The sequence below is a fragment of the Paenibacillus sp. B2(2019) genome (assembly GCF_008370385.1).
Classification (GTDB): Bacteria; Bacillota; Bacilli; order Paenibacillales; family Paenibacillaceae; genus Paenibacillus_AQ.
Genome location: NZ_VTZR01000025.1, coordinates 542,296 through 557,731, shown reverse-complemented (window position 1 = coordinate 557,731; position 15,436 = coordinate 542,296). Strand labels below are relative to the sequence as shown.

The 15,436-nt window shown below is 40.5% G+C and carries 18 protein-coding genes and 2 pseudogenes; 12 read left to right on the top strand and 8 right to left on the bottom strand.

Annotated features, from left to right (window positions below; genetic code table 11):
* Positions 1-36 precede the first annotated feature (36 nt).
* Together PAENI_RS27830 and PAENI_RS33130 are read left to right on the top strand one after the other, a co-directional pair.
* Positions 37-1,446: an alpha/beta hydrolase family protein gene (locus tag PAENI_RS27830; RefSeq protein WP_149647494.1), complete on the top strand. Its 1,410-nt coding sequence runs from the start codon at positions 37-39 to the stop codon at positions 1,444-1,446.
* 266 nt (positions 1,447-1,712) lie between these two features.
* Complete coding sequence (locus tag PAENI_RS33130; RefSeq protein ID WP_223179018.1) at positions 1,713-1,871, top strand: hypothetical protein; 159 nt, start codon at positions 1,713-1,715, stop codon at positions 1,869-1,871.
* A 322-nt stretch (positions 1,872-2,193) separates the two neighbouring features.
* Here PAENI_RS33130 and PAENI_RS27825 read toward each other — a convergent pair.
* A pseudogene (locus tag PAENI_RS27825) lies at positions 2,194-2,688 on the bottom strand (hypothetical protein).
* Positions 2,689-2,726: 38 nt separating this feature from the next.
* On the bottom strand, positions 2,727-3,308 hold the full coding sequence (locus PAENI_RS27820; protein ID WP_149647493.1) for an NAD(P)H-dependent oxidoreductase: 582 nt from the start codon (positions 3,306-3,308) through the stop codon (positions 2,727-2,729).
* Positions 3,309-3,445: 137 nt separating this feature from the next.
* Here PAENI_RS27820 and PAENI_RS27815 point away from each other — a divergent pair, with 137 nt between their 5' ends.
* Positions 3,446-4,465 carry an AraC family transcriptional regulator gene (locus PAENI_RS27815; RefSeq protein ID WP_149647492.1) on the top strand — a complete coding sequence of 340 codons (1,020 nt, stop codon included), beginning with the start codon at positions 3,446-3,448 and terminating at the stop codon, positions 4,463-4,465.
* Positions 4,466-4,980: 515 nt separating this feature from the next.
* A complete protein-coding gene (locus tag PAENI_RS33125; protein ID WP_149647557.1) occupies positions 4,981-5,148 on the top strand; it encodes a MerR family transcriptional regulator in 168 nt (55 codons plus the stop codon).
* Between the two features lie 6 nt (positions 5,149-5,154).
* Here the strand turns inward: PAENI_RS33125 and PAENI_RS27800 are convergent, their stop codons facing one another.
* A complete protein-coding gene (locus tag PAENI_RS27800; RefSeq protein ID WP_149647491.1) occupies positions 5,155-5,946 on the bottom strand; it encodes a Cof-type HAD-IIB family hydrolase in 792 nt (263 codons plus the stop codon).
* Between the two features lie 22 nt (positions 5,947-5,968).
* Entirely contained in the window at positions 5,969-7,159 is a 1,191-nt protein-coding gene (locus tag PAENI_RS27795) for an MFS transporter (RefSeq protein WP_076298668.1), read from the bottom strand.
* A 157-nt stretch (positions 7,160-7,316) separates the two neighbouring features.
* Here PAENI_RS27795 and PAENI_RS27790 point away from each other — a divergent pair, with 157 nt between their 5' ends.
* From PAENI_RS27790 to PAENI_RS27765, 7 genes are all read left to right on the top strand, one after another.
* On the top strand, positions 7,317-8,288 hold the full coding sequence (locus PAENI_RS27790) for a LacI family DNA-binding transcriptional regulator (RefSeq protein WP_188114713.1): 972 nt from the start codon (positions 7,317-7,319) through the stop codon (positions 8,286-8,288).
* Between the two features lie 55 nt (positions 8,289-8,343).
* Positions 8,344-8,769 carry a GNAT family N-acetyltransferase gene (locus PAENI_RS33120; protein WP_149647489.1) on the top strand — a complete coding sequence of 142 codons (426 nt, stop codon included), beginning with the start codon at positions 8,344-8,346 and terminating at the stop codon, positions 8,767-8,769.
* Positions 8,770-8,853: 84 nt separating this feature from the next.
* Complete coding sequence (locus PAENI_RS27780; protein ID WP_149647488.1) at positions 8,854-9,372, top strand: GrpB family protein; 519 nt, start codon at positions 8,854-8,856, stop codon at positions 9,370-9,372.
* A gap of 13 nt (positions 9,373-9,385) precedes the next feature.
* A complete protein-coding gene (locus tag PAENI_RS27775; protein WP_149647487.1) occupies positions 9,386-10,036 on the top strand; it encodes a LysR family transcriptional regulator substrate-binding protein in 651 nt (216 codons plus the stop codon).
* 189 nt (positions 10,037-10,225) lie between these two features.
* Positions 10,226-10,366 carry a hypothetical protein gene (locus PAENI_RS32355; protein ID WP_223179017.1) on the top strand — a complete coding sequence of 47 codons (141 nt, stop codon included), beginning with the start codon at positions 10,226-10,228 and terminating at the stop codon, positions 10,364-10,366.
* Between the two features lie 23 nt (positions 10,367-10,389).
* Positions 10,390-10,722, top strand: coding sequence for a hypothetical protein (locus tag PAENI_RS27770; protein WP_149647486.1), 333 nt, complete (start codon positions 10,390-10,392; stop codon positions 10,720-10,722).
* Positions 10,723-10,724: 2 nt separating this feature from the next.
* On the top strand, positions 10,725-10,952 hold the full coding sequence (locus PAENI_RS27765) for a hypothetical protein (protein WP_223179016.1): 228 nt from the start codon (positions 10,725-10,727) through the stop codon (positions 10,950-10,952).
* A gap of 215 nt (positions 10,953-11,167) precedes the next feature.
* Here the strand turns inward: PAENI_RS27765 and PAENI_RS27760 are convergent, their stop codons facing one another.
* From PAENI_RS27760 to PAENI_RS32350, 4 genes and pseudogenes are all read right to left on the bottom strand, one after another.
* A complete protein-coding gene (locus tag PAENI_RS27760) occupies positions 11,168-11,479 on the bottom strand; it encodes an ArsR/SmtB family transcription factor (protein ID WP_149647484.1) in 312 nt (103 codons plus the stop codon).
* Positions 11,480-12,063: 584 nt separating this feature from the next.
* A pseudogene (locus PAENI_RS32775) lies at positions 12,064-12,305 on the bottom strand (IS4 family transposase); the annotation flags it as partial.
* A gap of 159 nt (positions 12,306-12,464) precedes the next feature.
* Positions 12,465-13,079, bottom strand: a complete 615-nt coding sequence (locus PAENI_RS27750) for a DJ-1/PfpI family protein (RefSeq protein ID WP_149647482.1) — start codon at positions 13,077-13,079, stop codon at positions 12,465-12,467.
* 756 nt (positions 13,080-13,835) lie between these two features.
* Complete coding sequence (locus PAENI_RS32350; RefSeq protein ID WP_223179015.1) at positions 13,836-13,997, bottom strand: hypothetical protein; 162 nt, start codon at positions 13,995-13,997, stop codon at positions 13,836-13,838.
* Between the two features lie 432 nt (positions 13,998-14,429).
* Here PAENI_RS32350 and PAENI_RS27740 point away from each other — a divergent pair, with 432 nt between their 5' ends.
* Positions 14,430-15,377 (top strand): DMT family transporter, encoded by a 948-nt coding sequence (locus PAENI_RS27740; protein ID WP_149647481.1) that lies wholly within the window; start codon positions 14,430-14,432, stop codon positions 15,375-15,377.
* Positions 15,378-15,436: the final 59 nt, after the last annotated feature.

The window sequence follows — 15,436 nt, the reverse complement described above, 5'->3', positions numbered from 1 at the left end:
ATGGACAAACTAGCATCATGCGGAGGTCATAGAATTATGAGGTTTTTTGAAATGTTGTTGATTGTTTTCAATATTTTTCTATTTGGTTGGTTCATATTCGCTAAGAACAAATCGCAGCGTCAGTTGCTTATTGGTTTTGGTATTTCCGCCATCATTACATTGCTGCATGGGGTTATTGAAGGCATGCGTTGGCAAATGATTCCTGCTTATACTATGACAGTAGTCCCTCTAGTAATTCTAGCCAGCAGATTGAAATCTAAGCCTGAGGAGAGAGTAGCCAACAAGGCATCCTCTGCAAAGCGGATTACGCTAACAGCGCTAGCTGTGATTTATTCATCCGTAGCAGTGGCTCTGCCACTTATACTTCCAGTGTTCACTTTTGAGAAGCCGTCAGGCCCGTACAAAATTGGTACAGTAACCTATGATTGGCGGGATAATCAGCGGGAAGAAACTCTGACACCGGAATCTGGCGACAAGCGAGAGTTAATGGTACAAATCTGGTATCCTGCTGATGCTACAGCTGAAGGTGAAGGGGTAAAGTACCATTCTAATGCGGATGTATTTGCCAAGGCATACGGTAGCATGATGGATCTACCTAAATTTTTATTTACAAATTTCGGTTATGTTAAAACACATGCCATTGAGTATGCGAGGATATCCAATCAGGAATCTACTTATCCTGTACTTATTTTCTCACATGGTTTCAGTGGGCACAAAAATCAGAACACTTTCCAGATCGAACAGTTAGTTAGTCATGGATATATTGTCGTAGGTATAGATCACACCTATAACAGTATGGTTTCTGTTTTTCCAGATGGGCGAGTAGCTAGTCTTATATCGGATGACTTAGATTCAGTTGCTCAATTAAACCAAACTAATGAAATATGGGTGGAAGATGCTAAATTTGTACTGGATCAAGTAGAAAAGTTGGCCAACGCTGATCCAGATCATCGTTTTACAGGCCGCATGGATATGCAAAATATAGGTATGTTTGGTCATTCATTCGGTGGGGCAGCAACGACTCAAATGGTAATGGCGGATTCTAGAATTAAAGCAGCTATCAATATGGATGGTGTTCCGTATGGTAAACGTTCAATTTCCGTAGGCGGATTGAAGAAACCATTCATGATGATGACTGCTGATGAGGGCACAGATAATTCGGATTTCGGCGGATTTATAGAGACGATCATGACAAAGAATAACGATGCTGCACGCAATAAAAATTATTGGATAAAATTAAAAAATATGACGCATTACGGTTTTTCTGATTCTCATCTGCTTTCACCGTTATATGAAAAGATGGAAGGAGTCGATATAAGAGAGGCTCATCGCCTTATTAACGATTACTCACTAGACTTCTTCAATTACTATTTAAAACAACAGCCATTTAAGTTATTAGAGCAAACCATCGGTGATCACCCGGAATTTACTTTACAAACAAATTAATGTAAAATGCACCGTTGTGACGTTCGGTTGCAGTCTTCTTAATATATTCGGCGAAGCGAAAAAAATATTTTATCATCATATGCTGAGCCTGTGATTCTAAGACATTTAATTCATCATACTGGTGGATTAGTAGATTATATGGATTTATCTGAAAAAGAGGGGATTTTAAATTCGGATTAATTAACTGCTATAAAATCACTAGAAATAGGACCAATAATTCTCCAACCGGTGAGATAATTATTGAATATGAAGATTATGCTTTAGGCTTGTCTATTGGCGAAGATTTTGATTGTCATTACTTAGAACATTCAGGACTTTGGGCTGGCTACAGTACACACTTTATGCGCTTCCTAGAAGAACGTTTGACTATTGTTTCATTAAGTAATTATGAAGATTTTGATACTCAAGAATATGCTGAAAAATAGCAGAAATCATTTTAGGAAAAAGCGCAAAAAATAAAGATCTATTAAACTTTCTTGAAGAATTCAACGGATGCCGCGGGCAATTTAATTCATATTGCGATGCGGTTTTAAAAGGATAGCGTTTTGCTACTCTTTTATATTTTGAATAAAAAAGTGTAATGTGTAGCTTTAAAAAGATTGATTGAAAGATATCTGCAAACATTAATTCTAGGGATAGAAAATAGCTCGCATTTTGAAAAAAGAGTGATCAAAATGCGAGCTGTAATTAGTACCGAATGATTAATTTTTATAATATACTGAAAAACTCTATTCATATGCTATACAATCATGCATTTAAGTCTGTTATGGCAGGAATATTTATTTCCTTTACACTTGAAACAGGCGATAAATTAATAACTTATTGGACAATGGTCGCAATGTATTGTACTGGAATACGTGTACCTTCATACAACGTGATTGCCTTTTCTACACCTTCTTCATAAGGAACTTCAGCAGCATGCTCTCCTGGATTAATACACGTTATAGAGATCTTATCTTTTCTCACGTGCTCACGCAAAGCATTTGTAATACCACGCAATCCAAATTTAGATGTGACAAACGAAACTTGTGCATTATTCGGATGATCTAAATCTGCTGTTTTGTTGTTGACTAGATAAATCAATGGTAAGTCATTTACGATTTACGCCATCATTTATATCTAAACTATTTGGTCGTGTGCGTGACACCACCCATACAGTATCTCCCTTGGTGGGTAAGCCTTTTACAAATGCATCGCGCCTAGCCCATGGCTTGATCCAAATATAATAAAGTGCTTACTCATCCTATCACCCCTTCTGAACAACTATACTTTTTAGGTGCTCAAGATAATTGCGCCCCAAGCTGATTCACTTTGGCTAGCCACTCAGCTCGCGCTTTATCCGAAGATCCTCGGATCGGACCAATCTCAGTAACACGTACAGGAGATACTCCACAAAACTTCAATATGTTGCGTTTCATCACATTGTATTCTGCATTCTTATATGCCAACTTATTGTACCAGAACGGAGTATCGGCAGTGACGATCAAATGCGAGGACTTACCGGATAAAAGCTTGTCCACTGCAGAAGAATTTTCCCGGTATTTGTAAGCAAAGCCGGGGAGAAAGACCCGATCGATAAATCCTTTCAGGATGGCCGGCATTACACCCCACCATGTAGGATAAACAAATACAAGGTGATCCGCCCAGTGGATTAGCTCTTGCGCATCTCTCAGATCTTCCTCTAATTCTGTTCTTTTACGGTAGCCAAACTTTAGGTTCGGGTCAAATTGGATCTTGCTCAAATCAATAGAGCGAACCTGGGCTTGGTTAGCCGAAGCCCCCTTCATATAAGCTTGGGACAAGGCCGAGCAGAAGCTCTCTGGGTCGGGATGTCCGTTAATAACAAGAATATTTGATTTCATCTCTAGTTCCTCCTGTTGCAATTGTTTGCGATATAATAGTTAGTATTAGACTGTAATTAGCATAGAATGAATAGAAAGATAAATGAATAATCAAAAGCGCAAGTATCCTGCTTATTCACGCAAAGGGGGAGTCGATATTGAAGAACCCAGGAGTTCCCATCACAATGGTATATCCGATAATGAAGACTATTGTTCATAAAGGATATGAAGTAGAGAAATATTTCAAGTATGCTTCGTTTGACCGTAGTTTATTAGAGAATACGGAGGCTCGTATTACCGAAGAGGAATTGGAGCGATTGATGATTGCCGCCGCGAATTACACGCAGGACAATCATTTTGGCTTGCACCAAGGACAGATCATAGGGATTGCCGATATGGGCATTCTCGGTTATGTGATGCTTCATTCTAAAGCCATTGTCGATGCGCTTACCGCTTATCAGAGATACAATGTGATTCTGTGCAACGTATTCAACCTGGATTGGGAAGTGGAGGGGGACGATGTCCTTATACGTTTCTTTTTGCAGCATCTCGGTCAAACATCGCGACATGTCGTAGAGGAAATGGCAAGTTCGCTGTATCATAAGATCAACAAGCTTAGCAACCAACACATCCCGTTGCATGAAATTCGATTTACACATGGCGCACCGGCGGATACATGGCCCTATATGGCGGTTTTCGGGAAAGAGCCCCGCTTTGGCGGGAAAGATAATGTTCTGCGTATGAGTAAGGAAGTGCTGAAATATCCGATTCTGTACTCTGATGCAAGACTACTGGGAGTATTCGAGAATATGGCGCGGGAAACCAAGGATGAGCTGTCCCAGGCAAGTACGTTTTCAGACCGGGTAGTGCAGTGGATGAAAGAATGTGTTCCTTCCTTTTTTCCGACCTTACAGCAAACTGCGGAATATTTCAAAATAAGCACAAGAACACTTCAACATAAGTTGAAGGCCGAACAAACTTCCTATAATGAGCTATCTGTAAAGGTACGCAAGGAATTGTCCATGATTTATTTGCAAAAAAGAGAGTATTCCATCGGCGATATTGCCTATTTGCTGTATTTTTCCGAGCCTAGCGCATTTCAAAGCGCTTTTAAGAAGTGGACGGGTTTATCACCGGGACAGTATCGAACAAAAATGCGTAACAGGATAGTTCCCTAATCTTTTGAAATAATGCACACGGGTACATAAGAAGAAAGATTATCTGCTTAAAGGAGAGATAGATTGCCACGAATAATCTAAAGGCTTCTAACTAAAAGTTTTTCAAGCTTATACGAACCCCTGTACAGATGCCAGATCGATAACCAGGCGTCTACGTCGCTGGCTAAAGCGGCGGGTTTGACGCTCTTTGGAAAGTGGGAAGTGATTTCTCCTAACTCCACTGACTGAGAGTCCGACTCAAATTTAAATTCTTTTTATTCAAGTTCCTGCGACACGGTGCGTCATGCGCCGGATGGCTGCGATGAGCAGCCAGGCTTCAGTAGAAGCGAGTGAAAAAAGGGTTGGTTCCCAAACCCTTTCACTCGCTTCTAAAAAATCTTCGTAAGCAATCATTCACAATACCACTTTAAACCAAGCTTCTCATCCCTTCCGATATTCCAAAATACCCCTACCATTGTTTTTTAGTTAACCACTACAAGTTAAGAGGTGATTTTGTCGCTATATAAAATTGGTTAATTTCCAAAATTAACAATATATCTCAAATAATATTGAAATATTACGATGTGAAATCTCTATTAAAGCTAAGAAAAAATGAAATGAACGGTTATAGATACTTTACAAACAATGATATTAAAACGGTAAGTAAAATAAAAATTACTGCGCAAATATCATTTTTCAATTGATGAAAATCATAATAGCAAGTCTATCGCATCCAGCACAGCTTCGGCATTATTCGAACCGATCTGATATTTCGCCGTCCTCTTCACAAGTTCACTCGCATGTTCCATCGCGTAGCTATAATGTACATGCTTTAGCATTTCGACATCATTGCCACTATCTCCAAAAGCCGCCGTCTTATCGTCCGCAATCTGCCATCTTTGCTGAAGAAGCTGAATTCCATGCGCCTTGTGAATACCCGTCACAATAATATCCACATCCCCATGTCCGCACGATACGGCCGTAACTTCCTCCTCTAACTCAAGCTTCAGGTTCAGAAGTGCTAGATCCAGATCTTCATGTGGAAAACGAAGGGCAAATTTAAACAATTGATCCTCAATATGCGTTAGATTCTCTACTCTCATTAATCGATGGTAGTATTGTTTCGAATAGTTATAATAGTCATCTGATTCATCATGCCGCATGTAAGCACTTTGTTTGCCGCATAATGCAATGTTCGAGGAAGGATAGTCTTTCAGAAGCTCCAGCGTCTTCGCAATTGTCTCATCAGACATTCGACCTGTGAACACTTCCTCATTCCCGTCTATAATATAAGCGCCATTCTCCGCAACAAAAGCAATTTCATGCTCAATTTCAGGAAAAAATGACCGCAGCTGGTAATATTGATTACCGCTAGCCACAACAAACCGAATGCCCTTTCTTTTCATCTGGGCATACTGATCCAGAAAGCGATCTCGATTATAATCCTTGCGGTCATTCAGAAACGTGCCATCCATGTCTACTGCAATGATTTGTACATCCATATTAAAGTCCTCCCCATTTTCATTAATTTAAGGTCACGTCCGCTTGATTACGGTAGAATCTGCCGATAACTAGCAGCAGTATGATCAAATAGATCGCCGCAAAGCCAGCGATATACCACAACGCAGACACCGTGCCTGAGTGGTCCATCGAATATCCAATCAGTGCAGGGAAGACCGCGGCTCCGAACCCGGCAAAAGCTGTTATCAGACTGGTCACGAGACGCGTCATGCCGAGAAACGTATGATTCGCATACACCATCGTGATCGAATATACACCAGACATCGTTAACCCCATCATGATGACCAGGATAAAACCGATAACAGCATCCCTCGATAACGCAAACATCACGATCACCACGAGCGTGCCGAACATACTCCAGCGCAAATAACTCGCATAATTTACTTTTCGAATAATCCAACCTGTAGCAGCCCTGCCAATCACCATCGCTATCCAGAACAAGCTAATACTTAACGAGGCGTAGTAAGGGGTAACCTCTAAATGATTCAGGAAGATGGAGGACATGAAATGATTCAGACTCCCCTCAATTCCGCTGTAAATGAAAATCAAGAAGACGAATGCGAAAAGGATGTACCGCTTTATCTGCTTAGTCTTGAACATTGGAGGTAGTGCAATGTCGGCATCCAAAGATTCCGCGCCTTCCGTTTCCTCCTTGGTAAAAGAGATGAAGCACCATACGACTGCCATAATGATTCCAAGACATGCCGTTACGAGGAAGGAATACCGCCAAACCTGATTCGCAATCAATACACTAGCGATGAGTGGCATACAGAGCGCACCGATCCCGAATGAGACCTCGAGATAACTCATCACCACAGCTCGACGGCCCACGAATACTTCCATCATCAATGTCGCAACAACACACTCGATTGATGCTGTACCGACACTATTCAAGAAATTTAATGCCACAACCCAGCCGAACGGCGGAAGTGACCATACACTGAACTGCGCAATTGCAATGACGATCGCAGAGAGCGCGAGTACGTATTTTTCCTTCTTCAACACTTTCATGAGCCATGCCGAAATTGGCACGCCCGCAATAAAGCCGACTGCACTCACGAATACCATCTGACCGCCAACCGTATAAGATTGTTCATAGTGAGCGAGCAATTGCGGCATCACAGAACCGATCGTTGTAATGACAAGTCCTGCTAGAAAATACAATGAATACGAAGCGAACGCAAAGGTTCTCATGCCTTAACCTCCTTCTAAAAATAGGAATCATCCTGCTGATATTTTTTCATTGTAAAGAATGAAATGCATTTCAAGTCAAGCATTCAAAATCATATTTCTAAAAAAGAAATCAGCATGTTACAATGATTCCGAATATGCAGAAAAGAGGGGGATCCTTATGGCGAACATCAAAGATGTAGCTAGAATGGCAGGTGTCTCGATTACAACCGTATCCCGCGTTCTCAATGGGTATCCTTATGTCGCCAAGGACAAGCAAGAAAAGATTATGGCGGTTATCAAGGAATTGAATTACTCGGTGAATGGCAACGCGGTGAAGCTAATCAAAGGAAAGACAAATACCATTGGTGTCATTGTGCCGTATAATAATAACTCTTGTTATGATGAACTCATTAACGGCATTCTGAAGAAAGCGCATGAGTTGCATTATCAAGTTCTCTTGCTGCCTTCGTATTATGAGAACGTCATAGAGAGTAGCTATCTTACGTTACTGAAAAAGAAAATGATCGATGGAATCCTACTCACTTCGCATACACTTCATCCTGAGCAGATCTTAGCCTTGTCCGAGTGGGGAAAAATCGTATGCTGCGAGGCTTGCCCCGTCGAGCTTGTCTCGTCTGTGTTCCCAGATCGATTTGCAGCGTATATCGAAGTCTTCACTTATTTGAAGAACAAAGGTTATAAACGTATACATTTCACATCGGGAAGAGATTTTCAATCGAGTCCTAGTACGCGATTACGTATTCAGGCTTATCAAGAAACCATTTCTGAAGCTTATGAAGGTCAGTTTTTCGACCAGTGCTTCGACTATCAAGATGGGAAAAGAGTTGGCGACCTCATGTTTCGAGATTCGATCGTCCCGGATGCGATTTTTACGAATGGCGATGAAGTCGCTGCAGGAATTATAGCTTCCGCCAAAATGCACGGCTACAATTATCCGCAAGATTTCGAGATTATTGGTGAGGAGAATACGCCATTAAGTGAAATATTAGGTTTCCCAAGTGTGGATTATCATCAAACTGCAATTGGTGAGCAAGCCGTCTCGCTATTACTAAGCGATGAATATGCCCGTATTCAGATTCGACATAAACTCAACTTCAGAGCTCGAACAGAAGCGAGTGTGTTGTCCTGAATGAGCGCGAATTTTACTCCTACCTACACCACAAAGAAGCCATACCCTTTAGAGAATGGCTTCTTTATGGGTGTTCGAACTCTATGAATGTTACAAAGGAGCCATTCCTTTATACAGAGGGAGACGGCTTGTTACACAAATCTATCGTCATGCTTTTCCCATTCTTAAAGAACATCATGTTCAAAAATGTTTGCTTGAAGTGAACCAAACGAATGAAAAAGCTATTAAAGTGTATAGCGCTTTAGGATTTCAAATCAATAGGGAACGGGTTTGTTTGAAGGGGCGTATCGATTTACACCTTCCGGCTGACCACAACCACGCATCCATCACTATTGTTTGTCCGGATGAATTCGATTGGAAATCGGTACATTCTTTTTGGAATTGTGAACCAATCCGTTCATGCCATTTTATTAAACTCACACTTATACGATGTGATTACGATAAGGGAAGACGACATGATTTGTGGTTATGCTGTAGTTAAATCGGCTCCTTGAAAGAATTGGTCTTGAAGTATACATCGAGCAATATGAAATGGAGAAAGCTTTGACATGAAGGGAGTTACAAAATGAATATCATAGTAGTTGAATATGATCCAAATTGGAAAAACGAGTATCTAAAAGAAGAACAGGCCATTAAGGGAATTCTTCAAGAGGAACTAGTGAACAGTTTTCATATTGGGAGTACTTCTGTACCCCATTTAAAAGCAAAGCCTATCATTGATATTCTGCTTGTAGCCAACGACATCAATGAATTAGATAATTATTCAGTACAATTTGAAAAGCTTGGCTATGAAGTCATGGGTGAATTCGGGATTAAAGGAAGGAGATACTTCCGTAAGGGTGGAGACAATCGAACTCATCAAATTCATGCTTTCCAGTATGATAATATTCAAGAAATCGAAAGACACCTATCGTTTAGAGATTATCTTCGACAAAGCCCAGAAATATGTAAGAAATATGGGGAATTAAAAAGTGAATTAGCTGGCCAATATCCAACTGACATTGATGGCTATGGTGATGGTAAAGATGAGTTTGTCAAAAAAATAGAAGAAGAAGCTCTTAAATGGCATTGGACTACTCGCTGAAATCAAAAGCTTGATGCGGAGGGGACAAGCAAAGCATAATATCACAAAAACACGCAGCCAACTACTGGCGCGTGTGGTGGTACAGCATGCAGTCAAGCAATCCGGCGAGGTGACGGGTACACTGGTCATAAGTGCAGATGAAACGTTGTTCACGTACCGTCTGCCGACTGTACTGCGCCGGTTCCGCTTGCGCTATCCGGGGATTCGGCTGATGTTTCGACCGTTGGTTAATTCTAACTTCAAACAGAGCTTGCGGAAAGGGGACGCAGACATTGTTTTTATGCTGGATGAGCACTTTTATTTATTAGTAGCGCCCGATCATCCTTTGGCTGCACGTACAGCGTTGGCTATTGAAGATTTTAATGGTGAGACTTTTTTGCTGACAGCGAAGGGCATGGGAGGCATTACCGAATTAGAGTTTATCAGTGCAGCAGCCATTGAACAATGCTCGAAAATAGGAATGGGCATCGCCATATTGCCTGAAATGGCCGTGACCGCAGAAGTGAATCGGGGAGAACTGGTCCTGTTGCCATGGGATTTGACCGTCACATCGTTTGCAACCCAAATGTTTTGGCATGAAGAGAAATGGATATCACCTGCGATCGAAGCCTTTTTGAACTTGACCCGAGATACATTTCTGAAAAATAGCACCCTAGTAAAATAAAATGTTGGACATCTGCGTTTCATCGCAAAAATGGGCTTGGATCATGCTTAGATAGGAAACAATCTTGTTCTTGTTAGGCACTGAAGCTCTTCCCGTTGTATAGAATTATAATGAGTAAGGCAAGTAAAATCCAAGCCTGAGGAGAGGGTAGCCAACAAGGCATCCTCTGCAAATCTGATTACGCTAACAGTGCTAGCTGTGATATATTCATCCGTAGCAGTGGTTCTGCGAATTATACTTCCAGTGTTCACCTTCGAGAAGCCGACAGGCACGTACAAAATTGGTACAGTAACATTGATTGGCGGGATAATCAGCGGGCAGAAAATCTGACACCGGAATCTGGAGACAAGCGAGTGTTAATGGTACAAATCTGGTATCCTGCTGATGCCACGGCTGAAGGTGAGTGGATTAAGTATTATTCTGATGGGGATGTATTTGCCGAGGCGTACAGTACTGTGATGAATCTACCCAAATTTTTATTTACAACATTTAGCTATGTCAAAACACATGCCATTGAGAATGCGACAATATCCAATCAGGAATCTTCTTATCCTCACATGGTATTACTGGACCAAGTGGAAAAGTTGGCCAAAGCTGATCCAGACTATCTTTTTACAGGAGAATGGATATGCAAAATATGGGTATGTTTGGTCATTCATTCGGTGGAGCAACAACAACTTAGATGATAATGGCGGATTTTAGAATTAAAGCAGCTATCAATATGGATGGTGTTCCATATGGCATACGTCAAGTCTCCGCAGGCGGGTTGAAGAAACCATTAATGATGACTGCTGATGAGGGCACGGATAATTCGGATTTCAGCGGATTTCTATATGCAATTTTATCGAAAGATAATGCAATTTTATCGAAAGATAAGGATGTTGCACATAATAAGAATTATTGGATTAAAATTTAAAATATGACGTATATGGTTTTTTTCAATTTTCACTTGTTTTCACCGTTATATGAAAAGATGGAGGGAGTCGATATACGAAGAGCTCAGAAATAGGAAGGATCCCTTTATGATCATGTGCCAACGGACAGGCATACGAGGCATAGATGTATTTTTGTGATTGCAAAAACAAAAACAAGGAGCCCGAAATCTCCTTGTTATACTTACTTTATAGATTATTATTTGACGTTCTTTGATTGTTTGTCTTCCGAGAATAATTCAGAAAGCTGATCCAAATAAGCTTGCAGGACACCATGTTGAAAAACGAGACTCAAAAGTCTGCCATTTCGAATGTTTTGAATCAAGCCTGCCGTCTCAAGTTCTTTCAAATGGTGAGATACCGTTGCGGCGCTCACATGGTGTGTGTCGATCAGTACGCCACAAGGTAACGGATCTTTCGATGCGGCGATTTCCTTGAGCATTTGATAGCGTCTTGGTTCGGCCAAAGCGCGAGAAATTCTCAAAAATTGCTTATCAGTTAAGAAAGTCATTTTTTTGGTCTCCTTTCATGAATTCGTGTTCTCAATAACGTCTGTAACAAAATAAGAACTTCATCATAACGTACTCATTCAACGATTTCACTTTCATGAATGAATGGCAAAAGAAGCCCAAGCGGAACTTTTCGATTCACATTGGAGTGGGGGATACTATTCTTTTCTTGTAAATTAAACCACGATGAGCGCTTGATTTACTTTCATCCAAAGCTGAATTCAAGAATTTATTGAACGCAGGATGCTTGTATTAGTAGAGTTTCTATACTGAATTTTTCACAAGTTGTTTGTACATGCTCATGCCTCGTTATTCAGATTGATTTTTTCCCTACCTATTGCGGGAGATTCCTTCCTTGTTAAGGGAGCAAAAAATTCAAGCATTTATTGATGATACTATGACTAGAAAGATCATCGATTAACAAATCCAAGATCAAGACGGTTGTGGCTTTTGAGGAGACAAAGACGTGTTCTTTTTTACAGAAGCTATCTTTGTCACCTGTTTAATTGCAGATACTTGCCGCGCGTCCCAGAATCTTGATCACAACAGATTTGTTATGTTTATTTGACTATTTATCCCGTTAGTCTGCTGAAGGATTAAAACGTTGGTTGAGTCCTTCGGGACTTATCAAGACACCCGTTGAAGATTCTAAAGAAATACATAACTGAGTCAAGGAAGTATTCGCTACTTTTTGACTTAACCATACGCACAACGCTTGTCCTTTAAAACATGCCACTTTTCTTGCCAGCTGTTGAGAGCTTGTGTGGACAAAGATCATTACAATTCCTGAGAAAACAGAGTAAGTTCATTTGAAACCCAGCTACAGATAAAAAACCATCCTATTACAGAATAATAGCGTTTTTTCGTTTTCAGATAATGATTTGCCTTAGCTTCATGAGCATGTGACGGTATTTCTAAATAAAACAGGTCATAAAATGGAATTAACATCCATATTATGACCATTACACGTAACTCTAAGTATTGATGTTACTCAATCGTGATGTCGTACTCCATTGTCTTGGCTGTTGTTCGAGCAATTTCAGAACCTAGTAGTTGTTTAACAATGTGGAATGTCATATTGATTCCGGCGGATATCCCACCCGATGTCACAATGTTCCCTTCATCAACGAACTTGATATTCCTCTTTACAGTTACAGCCGGAAACTCATTCTCGAGTCTATCGTAGCTGGCCCAATGAGTCGTTGCCATCTTTCCATTTAGAAGACCTGCCTTCGCCAACAAGAGGGCACCTGTACAAACGGATGTCATTAGTTTAACCTTACCCATACGCTGCGAAATCCACTGAATGACTTTTTCGTTGTAAATCTCCTTCTCTCTGGCGCCAAGTCCGCCAGGAATCACCAAAATATCAAAATAAGGCGCATTGTCGAAACTGTAATCTGGCTGCACTTTCAATCCATTAAAAGCTTGTACCAATTCTCCCGTCTCCGAAACTAGTTTTACGAGAAACGGATTGGATTCTGGAGTACCTACATGTTGATCCGGATATTTAGTAACGGAAAACACTTCGAAGGGACCAGCAAAATCAAGTACCTCAACATCGTTGAAGAGAAATATTCCTACACTCCACTTCTTTTTCATAACGGTTCATCTCCTAGTAGGGATTCCAGCTTTTTATGTAACCATGTCCATCAAGTCACTATGTGAAGCTTTATAATATGGTTTAACCATGTATTGGTGCCACAGAGTTATACCCTGCTACAATAATATAGAATTAGGATGTGAACTTAATCAAAAGTCAAGTAAGAAGTATGCCTTTATTTTCACAAAGGATAACTGACTTTTGACGGGTCCAATTTTTGAACGGAGACGTTCTCTATAGCAATGAAGACTTTACTGTCACCGTCAACCCAGGCCTGGACGAAGACAATCGGACCCAGGGTACTGGCGCAACCACCGACGGACGGGTTATGGCAGTCCTGACGCCTGTGCTGGCCGATAAGGTAGGCCTTATCAACGACAAGATCTGTCTGAGCCGATCTTTCGCCGGATATTAAATGAAGCGGGAGTCACTCTACAGCGGGATTCTGCCAACTGCTGTAAGCCTAACGACTTATCCGTAGAAGCTTCAACGAGCAAGTATGGTATGCAGAGTATAGTTCGTGGCTTTTGTGAATTTCATCGCGTCACCCAATTAAAGACTTGATATATCTATAATATCCCCAAAATTGCTACAGTGTCAAGTTTCAACTTTCAATCCAACCTATAAATTAGCTTGCTTTGGCTTTAATAGGATCTAAGCTGCTACAATCGCTAGCGAGTTAATGATGAAATATAATTCCATCATTAACTCGCGAAAGGTTGAATTATAAATAATATCCTCAAATTGTCAGTGGCTTATTTACGCCAATCATGCGGCAATGGATCTTTCAGGGTAACACTCACCCCATTATCCACTATAACTTCCGTGCTTAAGTTCTCATCATGTATTTGGTTAATAAAATCACTACATCTTCCACATGGCGGCATATTATCCCCGTCACTTCCTACAGCAATCATCTTTAATACTCGATTTTCACCTTGTGTTATCATACTGCGAAGTCATGCCCTCTGAGGAAGAATTACCTTAGTAGACCATTTCCGTTCTCGCTGGGGTCCAGTTGCCAGGAGAAGTACGGGGCTGCAAATTATTTCCTTCAGCTTCTGGTTGAGTTCCTCTGCAAGCTCGGAAGTATACTTTCCTGTGGGTACGTATAAAGCTCTGCGCTCTAAATGTGCCTGTGGGCTGCGTGTGCATTGGTTACGGACAGATAACTAACCGAGCCCATCCGCTTGATTAACAACCGCACCCGAAATCATACAACATTCACCTGTACTTGACAACGGTAAGTTTCTTAACACGGAGAAAGAAATACTTTGACAAAACAACATTATTAGAGTTATTGTGGATATATTAAGTCTGTAATAGATAACATCAAGGAGGATGTCTTCGTGCAAATAATACTCTATTTAATAATAGGGGTAGCTATAGGTATGTCTTTTCCTATTCAAGCCTCTCTAAATGTTCGTCTCAGTTTTCATGCCAAAACACCGTTAACCGCATCATTTATTGCGTTTCTGTCTGGATTAATTATATTGCTTATCCTTAACCTGATTATTGATCCTGCTGGAATTAGCACAAGAATTGATTTCTCGTATCCATTATATGTTTTCATTGGCGGAGGAATAGCTGGCCTGAGTTTTAATGTCATTAACATTGTTTTATTTGCTAAATTGGGTGCTTCGATGACAACACTATTGACTATAACAGGGCAAATGATTGTTGGGATTCTCATCGATCACTTTGGCTGGTTCGGCGTGCCACCCCAAATTATGTCTGCGACTAGAGTGCTTGGTGGGATTGTTATGATTTTTGCTATTTTTCTGGCACAGTTCAATAAGAAAAATGATATGGCAGTGACATCATCAAGCGTAAAAAAGCAAGACGGAAAATTCATTTGGGGTATTGTGGGCGTACTGGCTGGTTTCTTAGCACCTTTGCAAACAGCTATTAACGGCAAACTCAGTGTTGCAACAGGCTCCTTTTTAGGATCTGCTTTTATTTCTTTCTTTGTCGGTACGGTACTTTTAGCTGTTTTGCTACTCATTACACAACGTGGTATAGAAATTCCACGGTATGACAAGCATACACAGCAGCGAATTCCTCTTTGGACGTATATAGGCGGTGTATGTAGTGTTCTTATTGTAACAGGTAACATCATTTTATTGCCTGTACTAGGTTCAATTTTAACTGTTATGATCTTCTTATTAGGACAAATGATTATGGCTATTCTAGTTGATCAGTTTGGATTGTTCAGTTTGCAAAAAAGAAAAATTGATGCTAGAAAAATTATTACGATAGTTTTGATGATTATTGGAATTATACTTGTCAAGTTCTAACTTTAATTTAATATTTGAGCATTTTGCATAATTCATTTTTCATCTTAAAGGTATACGAA